This is a genomic window from Candidatus Effluviviaceae Genus V sp. (assembly GCA_014728125.1).
Classification (GTDB): Bacteria; Joyebacterota; Joyebacteria; order Joyebacterales; family Joyebacteraceae; genus WJMD01.
The window spans coordinates 1-9,615 of the sequence record WJMD01000095.1 but is presented as its reverse complement, the minus strand read 5'-3'; the positions used below and the strand labels follow the sequence as shown (position 1 = coordinate 9,615).

6 protein-coding genes are annotated in these 9,615 nt (G+C 64.2%); 3 read left to right on the top strand and 3 right to left on the bottom strand.

Translation table 11 applies throughout. The features are described from left to right. The 3 genes from GF405_05545 to GF405_05535 form a co-directional block, all read right to left on the bottom strand. Nucleotides 1-1,025 (bottom strand): mucoidy inhibitor MuiA family protein (locus GF405_05545; protein MBD3367620.1); only part of this gene is annotated, 1,025 nt, incomplete at its 3' end. 87 nt (nucleotides 1,026-1,112) lie between these two features. Continuing rightward, the gene (locus GF405_05540; GenBank protein MBD3367619.1) at nucleotides 1,113-1,589 is read right to left on the bottom strand and encodes a ClbS/DfsB family four-helix bundle protein; all 477 of its coding nucleotides are present in this window, start codon (nucleotides 1,587-1,589) and stop codon (nucleotides 1,113-1,115) included. A gap of 69 nt (nucleotides 1,590-1,658) precedes the next feature. Further along, nucleotides 1,659-6,338 (bottom strand): PAS domain S-box protein, encoded by a 4,680-nt coding sequence (locus GF405_05535; GenBank protein ID MBD3367618.1) that lies wholly within the window; start codon nucleotides 6,336-6,338, stop codon nucleotides 1,659-1,661. A 319-nt stretch (nucleotides 6,339-6,657) separates the two neighbouring features. Here GF405_05535 and GF405_05530 point away from each other — a divergent pair, with 319 nt between their 5' ends. From GF405_05530 to GF405_05520, 3 genes are all read left to right on the top strand, one after another. Further along, the gene (locus tag GF405_05530; GenBank protein ID MBD3367617.1) at nucleotides 6,658-7,914 is read left to right on the top strand and encodes a hypothetical protein; all 1,257 of its coding nucleotides are present in this window, start codon (nucleotides 6,658-6,660) and stop codon (nucleotides 7,912-7,914) included. Between the two features lie 18 nt (nucleotides 7,915-7,932). Further along, complete coding sequence (locus GF405_05525; protein MBD3367616.1) at nucleotides 7,933-8,637, top strand: glycosyltransferase; 705 nt, start codon at nucleotides 7,933-7,935, stop codon at nucleotides 8,635-8,637. A 3-nt stretch (nucleotides 8,638-8,640) separates the two neighbouring features. Further along, the coding region (locus GF405_05520) for a phospholipid carrier-dependent glycosyltransferase (protein MBD3367615.1) at nucleotides 8,641-9,615 on the top strand (975 nt) is incomplete at its 3' end.

Genomic DNA, 9,615 nt, shown 5'->3' with positions numbered 1-9,615 from the left:
GTGGTCATGCCGACGAAATGCGGAGCGAGCGCCGGCGGCGCCGCGCCGACGTGAGGCTTCGCGGTGGAGAGGACGACGCTCACCCCGTCCCAGTCCTCGCCGGTCGATTGCACAAGACGGGCCCCGTAGGAGAGCTCAACCACGTCGTCCTGCTCCATGTAGCGGACGGCATACTCGGGCGTCCACTCGGCCCCTGGAACGATGTAGGAGAGCTCAACGCGCATCGTGCCCGGCTCGTCGACTTCGCACTCGACCGCCAGCACGCGCTGCCGCGATGCGACCTGCATCGCCTCGAGCTCGGCGCGGAGGTGGTTGCGCCTCTCGACGAGTTCCTGCGTCTCCTCGAGCACCCCGCGAAGCTCGGATTTGACGTTCATCAGCTCGCGCTCGTAGAAGTCGAGGAACGCCGTCCACTCCGTAACGCCGAATGAGCGGTCGGCCAGGCGCTCCTCGGCGAGACCGGAGGAAAAGCCGCCGATCGACTCGGTCAGGTTCTCACGCTCGGACAGTGTCTTCCTCCGGAGTTCCAGTTCCTTGAGCTCGTCCTTGATCCGTCCGAGCTCGCTGCGGTACTCCGCGGCTCTCGGCGGAAGCGTGGTGTCGCCCGAGGCCCTCCTGAAGTCGATGCCGACGATGCGGGCGCCCTCGAGTCCGGAACCGACGACGTCCAGCGACGACTCAACGGCGCCCCCGGGAAGGTCGCGGCAAAGAAGACGGTAGCTCCCCGCTTCAAGCGTGACCTCGCCCTCGCGCACGATCTGTGCCTGCCGACTGTACACGGTGGCCGACACGATCTCGGTCGCGATCGGGGTCTCCGTTTGTGCGGGAGCAGATGCCGGAACTGCAGCGAGGCAAAGAAGGACAGAGAGCGGAACGAGCATCTGGCGGGCGGGAACAGTAGGCTTCCGTGACATCGCGAGCCTCCCTGGATTGCGACATCGTCCATAGGGGCAGTCGTCCGTGGCTCCACCTGCAGTATACAGGAAGAGGCCGCGTCCGTCACGAACGCGGCCTGGACTCCGCATCGCTCCGGTGGGAGCGAGGTCGCTCCCACCAGCGAATTCCGTCGGATGTGTGCTCGATGAACCGGAAACAGCTGCCGGGCCGGAGGCTCACTCCCCTCCTAGCCCAAGCACCCGTCGGATATCCTCTGAGTGCGCATCGCAGTGCTCGTAGGTGTTCTGCGCGACGATCTGCCAGGGGATCCAGTCGGACGGCATGTTCTTGAACCGCCCTGGGTCGTGGAGGTCTTCCTCCTCCATTCCATTGAGCGCCTGGGCGAGCGCGTGGCGAACCTCGAGCGTCTCCGCGAGAATGGCGTCGAGCGGGCGGTGCCTGTTAGCCTCGGTGATGGTGGCATTGCGGGCCTCGGGAGACAGCTTCCAGAGCTCCGAGCCGGAGAGCACATGAGTCCGGAGAAGCGTCGCGACCTCACGCTGATACCATGCGATGTGTGCGATCACGTCCTTCAGCGTCCTCCCGTCATCCTCGACCACAACACTGATTTTGTCGTGATCGATGCTTCCGACGAGAGCGTTCCAAGCTTCGCAGCTCTCCTTCACGCGAGCCAGCAGTTCCTCCTTCGTCATCGTCAGCTCCTCCAGGTTCTGCTCCTGTTGGTTCTTCGGGCTGGTCCTCCCCGGGACATCCCACACGGCCTACTCCTTCGGTATTTGCTCGTCCAACACCTCGCGCACCTTCTCAGCGAGCTCCCGCACCTGGAACGGCTTCTGGATCAACGAGACTCCGTCCTCTACGATGCCGCGGCGGGCGATGGCGTCCGCCGTGTAGCCGGACATGAACAGCACTCTGATGTCGAGGAACCTCTCGAGAACGCGGTTGGCGAGTTCGCGTCCGTCCATCTCCGGCATGACGACATCTGTGATGAGCAGCGCGGGCACTTCATCGATATCGTCCAGGAGCGCGAGCGCCTCCGACGGGGTCCCGGCAGGATGTACTGTGTACCCGATCCTGCTGAGCGCGCTCTCGCACAGACGGAGAATCGACTCTTCGTCCTCGACAACGACGAGCACCTCGCCCTTTCCTTCCTGTTTACGTCCTGTGGGCCGGCCCGCGGTTCTGTCCTCCTCGCCCTCGTAGCGGGGGAAGTAGACAGTGAAGGTCGTCCCCTCTCCGGGTTGGCTGTCGACCGAAATGTGTCCGTTGTTCTGCCTGACGATGCCGTAGACCGTCGAGAGACCGAGACCGGTCCCTTCGCCGACGCCCTTGCTTGTGAAGAACGGATCGAAGATCTTCGACAGGGTCTCCGCGTCCATGCCCCGACCGGTGTCGGCGACCGTCAACACGACGTACTCGCCCGGTGCCGGGTCCTCCTCGCTGATGGACTCGCCCTCCGAGACCGTGATGTTCTCCGTCCCGATAACGATCCTGCCCGCTCCATCGATCGCGTCGCTGGCGTTGACAACGAGGTTGGCCAGAATCTGGTTGACCTGCGTCGGGTCGATCCTGACGTGCCAACTCTCACTCGCCGACTCCCAGTCGAGCTCGATCTCTTCGGCGATGAGGCGGTTGAGCATCTTGGTCGTGCCCCCGACCGTCTGGTTGAGGTTCAGGAGCTTTGGCTCGGCGACCTGCTTTCTGGCGAACGCAAGCAGCTGTCTCGTCAGCTCGGCCGAGCGTTCGGCCGCCGAGCGAATCTCCTCGATTTCATCTCGCAGCTCGCTTTCCTGAGCGAGCTTTCCGAGGAGCAGCTCGGTGCCTCCGAGCATGACCTGCAGCATGTTATTGAAGTCGTGAGCGACCCCGCCTGCGAGTCTGCCGACCGATTCCATCTTCTGCGCCTGCATGAGCTCGGCCTGTAGCCGCTCCCGCTCCTCCTCTGCCCACTTCCGCTCTGTGATGTCGTGCGTGAAGCCGAGGTAGCGTCTCTCGGACAACCTCACTGCAGCCAGCAACCAGCGCCTAACGTCACCATCCTTGCGCTCGATCTCGATCTCCCCTTCCCATGCGCCACGCTCAGCCAGGAACCGGAACGACTCCAACCCGGCTTCGCGTTCAGCGGGGGAAGACAGTTCGAGAACCCGCATGCTCAGGAGTTCCTCCTCGGAGTAGCCCGACATCCTGCAGGCCTCCGGGTTCACGTCGATGTAGCGACCTGACTCATCAACAACGAAGACGCCGTACGGAGCGCTCTCTACGTAGCTCCTCCAGCGCCTCTCGCTTTCTCTCAGCGCGTCGATCGCCGTCTTCTGTTCCGTGATCATCGGGAAGACGACGATGCCGGCAATGGTCTTTCCGGTACGGCTTCTGAGCGGCGCTGCGCTTGCGGCGATCCACTCGTCTCCGTCGGGCCTGCGCACGATGATCTCGGCGCCTTCCGTCGTCTCACCCTTCTGAATTGCCCTGGTCAGGGGAAGGTCCTCGACACAGTACGGCGTCCCGTCGGGGTGAAATGTGGGCCAGTACTCGCGGTGCTCGTCGAGCCTGATCTCGCCGATGTCGTCGGGGATCTGAACCAGGAGGTCCTTCGCCGCCTGGTTGATATGAGTGATCGTCACGTCTGGAGCGGCAGCGATGATGACAGGAACGGGGCTCTGTTCCACGGCGAAGTGGAGGAGCTGCTGCGTCCGCTCCCTCTCCGACTCGGCCCTCTTTCGCTCCGTGATGTCCTGGAACGTCCCACGCAGCCGAATGCAACGCCCGTTCTCCACGACGGGCTCCCCGTAGGCCCTGCACCAGATCACAACGCCGGGCGCGGTCCTGACCTGGAGTTCGAGGTCAAAGGGCTCTCCGTCCTCGACAGCTCGCCAGTAGGCCTTCTCGAGGATCGCCCTGTCTTCGTCGAGATAGTAGTCGAAGTGCTCGTGAACTCCGGGCGGCCTTGTTCCGTACTCGATGCCGATAATGTCGTAAAGGGCCCTGGTCCATACTGCCTCGCCGGTGGCCATGTCGTGTTCCCAACCACCGATTTTCGCCATCCGCCCGGTTTCGTTGAGTATCCGTTCCTGTTCGTGGAGTTCCTCCTCGGCGAGCTTCCTCTCGGTGATGTCACGCGAAACACCCTGGATAGCGACGGGGTGACCGTCGTCATCGAGAACGAACTTCGCTGCGACCTCCAGGGGAACCTCGGCGCCGTTCCTGTGCAGCATGCAGGTCTCGAGCACGGTCGAGAGACGCTCGGGGAGAGCAGAGACAGCCTCGCGGATTGCGTTCTCGATCCGAACGTACTCCTTCCCGGCGACGTAGTCCCTAAGGTGGGTTCCGATCATTTCCTCGGGCGTGTAGCCGAACAGCGACTCACTGGCAGGGTTGATGTAGATGAAGCGCTCGTCGAGTCCCATCAACCAGATGCAATCGACCGTGTTCTCGGCGAGGAGCTTGTACCGTTCGCGCAGCTCGCGCTGCTGCTTCGACTGCTCTATCTGCCGGATAGCGAACGCGATGTCGTTCGCCATCTCGCCGAAGAGCCTCCGTTCGCTCTCGTCGGTCATGAACTCCCTCGGCACGGAGACAACAAAGGCGCCGTAAACTGTGCCCCCGAATTCGAGCCTCGCTCCGAAGGCCGCTTCATCTCCGTCGCCCACTGCGTTCAAATCGCCGGGGGCGTGCGGGATCGTCGTCACCCCGGGGCTTTCGAGGATCTCTCGAATGCAATGGGACACCCGACCCATCGCGGCGGCGGCGCGGAGACGGTCCGCAGCGCTCTGGTCACCTGAGGCCGCCATTGTCAGGAGACCCCCTTCAGTGTCGACCAGCACGATGTAGGCGCTTCCCCTGCGAAGCGTCTCGGTCATGGCGATGCAGGCGCCCTGGATCAGCCTGTCAATGTCCTTTTCGCGTATTGTGAGCTGGTTGACATCGCGTATCGCCGTGAGCACGCTGACGAGGTGGTTCTGACGACGGTGAACCGCCTCGAGCCGACGCCGGCGCTCACGCTCCTCCGTCATGTCCCGGAAGACGAGAACGACACCGACAGTATCACCCTCCTCGTCTCGTATGGGCGCCGCGCTGTCCGCTATGGGATGCTCGGTGCCGTCCCTCGAGACAAGAACGCTCTTGTTTCCCAAAGCGACGATGACGCCTTCGCTCAGGACCGTCTCGACGGGGTTCTCGACACGATCTCCTGTCTTCTCGCTCCTGATGGAGAGAACTTCGTCGAGGGGCCGACCGTGCGCACCCTCTGCCTGCCAGCCGGTCAGTCTCTCGGCCTCGTGGTTCATGAGCTCGACCCGGCCGTCGGCGTCGGTGGAGATCACTGCGTCGCCGATGCTCTTGAGCGTGATGCCCAAACGCTCGCCCATGTGGCTCAGCGCGGTCTCCGCCTCGAAGAGCCGTTTGAAACGAGTCCGCTCGCCCCGCTGCCACACCAGGACGAAGGCGAGGACCAAGAGGAGCAGAGTGCCGGCTATCGTTGAGAGCAGCAGAACCGAGCGGCGCCTGACGGGTGCGAAGGCCTCCTCGGCGTCCATCTTCGCCACCATCGACCACGGGAGTCCGGGCACATCGAGGGCGACTGCCAGGACCTCGACGTCCCGATAGTCCCGGCCGCGCATGACTCCGTAGTCGCCAGAGGCCGCGGCCACCGCTGGAAGGTCGGTTCGGGACATCGGAAGTCGCAGTGCGAGTGCCGCATTCTCAGCGTGTCGAAGTTCGTTGAGGAAGACAACGCTATCCTCCTCTTGTCTCACAAGGAGCGTCTCGGCGGTGCGGCTCCTTGTGGGCCAGCTCTGGACAATCGGGAAGAGCGAGGTCATAGCGTCGCTCAGGAGGACGATGAGAGCGGCGGGCTCGTCATCGTCGCCGGGAGCATAGATGGGCGCGAACGTGCTGACGTGAGCCGCCTTCTGGAACTGGTCGAACTGGATGTCGGAGACGACGGGCAACCTCGACCGAGCGGCCTGCAGGAGTGCCCGGCGTGCGAGCGTACCCATCGGCCCGGTGCGACCCGCGACACTCATCAGAATGCTGCCGTCGGGATCGACGAGCAGGACGTCTTCGTAACCGTACTTCTCCTGGAGGTCCCTGAAACGCGTGCGAAGCTCATCTTCGACGACGACGTTGGTGGGATCGCCGACGTAGAATGAAACCTCCTGGCGCAGCTTGGGGAGCGCCGTCAGAACCCCGGCATCGGCGCGTCGCTCTCGCGTCCACAACTCGATCTGCTCGGCCTTCAGACGCCCGATTGCCGCTAGCTCCATTTCAATCTGTGTCGCGTGCCCCTGTCGCTCCATGCGATAGAACATCACGCCGCCGAACGCTATGGCGACAATAACGACGGGGAAGACGACCTTCATCCAGATGGGCATCGTCTTCACGTTCGGCTCTCCCTCGCATGGGCCTGTGAGATCGCGGGAAACGGCGAGCCCCTCGGTGGACATTCCGGCAAGTGGATGGGGCCCCGTGGAGGAGACTCACCTCAGCACATCGACTTCCGGCAGCTGCAGTCTGGAGTTCCTCACTTGCTACGTTCGCTCGCGGCTGTCTCCAGCGTCACGGATCAACCGTCGGAGACAGCGATCGTCCTCCGTCGCCACCACTCCATGTTGCAAGGACCGCTCCGATGAACGCTCCTTCAGCTAGAAACCGGACATCTCATGGCGCAGCGATGCCATTGACGGGCCGTTCATGCCGATCTGCTCCGGTGGAAGCGGATTTCCTTGACACTCCGCAGAGGACATAGATACGCTCGGGCTCACCATGTCACACGCTCTCAAGCGCCTCATCAAGCGGCGGTCCGCCGTCCTTCTGCTCGTCATCGTCGTCCTCACGATCGGCGTCCGCGTCGGCTTCGTGATGACGCTCGACGACGAGCTCTACTGGCCGGACCCGAGGTACTTCGACACGATCGCATGGCGGATCGTGTCGGAGGGACGCATCGCGACGGGCGAGCCTGACGAGATGGCCGTGCTCCGACCGCCGTTCCAGGCGTTCGTGATGAGCGTGCCGTACGCTCTGGCCGGGCACTCCTATCGCGCGGCCTACCTCTTCCAGGCGCTCCTTTCGGGGTTCATTCCTCTCCTGCTCTATCTCATCGCGCGCGACTCGCTCGGGAAGGGGGTGGGCCTGCTCGCGGCCTTCTTCGGGGCGTTCTATCCCTATTACGTCTACATGGCCGGTGCGCTCTACCCGACCCAGACGGCGACGCTCCTCATGCTGGCCTTCGTCTACTTCGCCATGAAGACCCGAAAGCGCCCGAAGGTCTCCTTCGCCTTCGCGCAGGGCGTCGCGCTCGGCGCGCTCGTCCTGACGCGCCCCGTCTCGCTCATCTTCGCGCCGTTCGCGTTCCTTTGGACGCTTCGCTGGAAGCGGAACATCCTCGCCGCAGTGGTTCTCGCTCTGGCCGCCATGGCCGTGGTCCTGCCGTGGACCGTCAGGAACTCCATCGTCTCCGGCGAGTTCATCCCGGTCTCGGCCGTCGGCGGACACGCCTTCATGCTGGGGAATCACCCGGACGCGACCGCGACGTCTCAGACGCGGACACCCGTGCCGGAGGACCTCGCCGAGGCACGGAAGACGACGCCGCCCGGCGCGTGGGATCAGATGTGCATGGACCGCGGACTCGAGTATGTGCGCGACGACCCCGGCCGGTTCGTCTCGCTCTACCTCCAGAAGCTGGTGAACTACTACCGCTTCTACCCTGACACCATCGAGAAGAACGAGTTCACGGGCTCGCGCACGACGTGGATCGCGCTCCTGACGAGCGGCCCGGCCATCATCCTCGGCCTTGCGGGCATGTGGCTTGCTCGGAGGAAGTGGCGCGAGCTTCTGCCGGCCTACGCTGTCGTGATCCTCTACTCGCTTCTCTATCCCGCGTTCACGACGTGTGTGCGGTACCGGCTGCCGCTCGACGCGTATCTGCTGCTCTTCGCGGCCGCCGCGCTCGCCTACATCGGTAGACGCATGGCGCGCGACCGGCATCGGTCTCAGACGCCGGACCCGCCCGCGGCCGCATGACCCCACGGAGAAGTCGACGTGACTGACAAGCCGCCGCGCCTGAGCGTGCTGATACCCGCTTACAACGAGGCCGGCACGATCGCCGAGATCATCCAGCGTATCCTGTCGACCGGTCTCGGACCCGAGATCATCGTCATCGATGACGGTTCGACAGACGAGACGGCCGACATCGTCCGGGGACTCACGGAAGACGGCGACATCACGCTGATCGAGCTCGAGCGGAACAGAGGCAAGGGTGCGGCGGTCCGCGCGGGCATCCCGCGCGCCACGGGGGATGTCATCATCATCCAGGACGGCGATCTCGAGTACGATCCCGCCGACTACCACGCGATCCTCGCTGAGTTCGACGACCCGGACGTTCAGGTCGTCTACGGCTCACGCAGGCTGAGGCGCGACAACCCGATGTCGTCGCCAATCTTCTACATGGGCGGCGTGTCGCTGACGCTCATCACCAACATGCTCTACGGGACCGGCATCACGGATGAACCGACCTGCTACAAGGCCTTTCGAACCGAACTCCTGAAGAACCTCCCGCTCAGCTGCGAGGGCTTCGAGTTCTGCCCCGAAGTGACGGCGATGGTCGCGAAACGGGGTATCCGGATCCGCGAGGTGCCCATCAGGTACGCGCCCCGCAGGAAGTCCGAGGGAAAGAAGATCCGGACGAAGCACTGGTTCGAGGCCGTCGGGACGCTTCTTCGCGAACGTCTCAAGGGAAACGAGTAGCCGATGAGCGCTGCACCGGTGCGGAGACACACGCTTCTTCTGGGCGCCGTTCTCGTCCTGGCGCTCCTCCTGAGGCTCGGGTTCTGGTTCGGCGTCGTCGGCTTCGATTCGAGCGGCTGGGGCGACGAGCCCGACTACCACCGGCTGGCATCATCGGTCGCCGCGGGCGAAGGCCTGAAGAGTCCCCTCGGCGAGCCGACGGCGGCCCGCCCTCCGCTCTACCCCATCATCGTCGGCGGACTCTACTCGATCCTCGGAGACGACCCCGACGTCGCGCGCGCCTTCCAGGTTCTTCTCGGCGTCCTCGCCGTCCTTCTCGTCTACCCTCTCACGCGGCGGCTCGCGACGCCCGGCGGCGCGCTCCTCGCCGCTTTCCTCGCGGCTGTGAACCCGGCGCTCATCTACATGAGCGGTCTCATCATGTCCGAGAACCTCTACATCCTCGCCATCCTGAGTGTCCTGCTGCTCCTCGTACGGGACGCGCGCGAACCGCGGGAGCCGGCGTCGGTCCGCACGTACCTCATCGTCGGCGCGCTCTCGGGCGCAGCGTACCTCGCACGTCCGCAGATGCTGTTCTTCGCCGCGTTCGTGGGATTCGCTGTGCTGTGGGCGCGACCCCTCCCATGGCGCGGGAGACTGCTCCGCCTCGCCGTGATGGTGCTCGCGGCGGCCGTCGTGGTTTCGCCGTGGCTCGCGCGGAACTACCGGCAGTTCGACGCCTTCGTCCCGTCGACGACGCACGGTGGGATCACGTTCTACGAGAGCAACAACGAGCTCATCCCGACGAACCCGGAGTTCAAGGGCATCGTGGTCCTGCCGAGGAAGGCCGTGCCCGGGTGGGACGAGCTCAAGGACCTGCCGGAGGTCGAGTACAACCGCGAGGCCTTCGGAAAGGGCATCAACTTCATCCGCTCGCATCCGGCGCTCTCGCTCCGGATGGCGTGGTGGAAGTTCCTGAGGTTCTGGAGGTTCGACGCC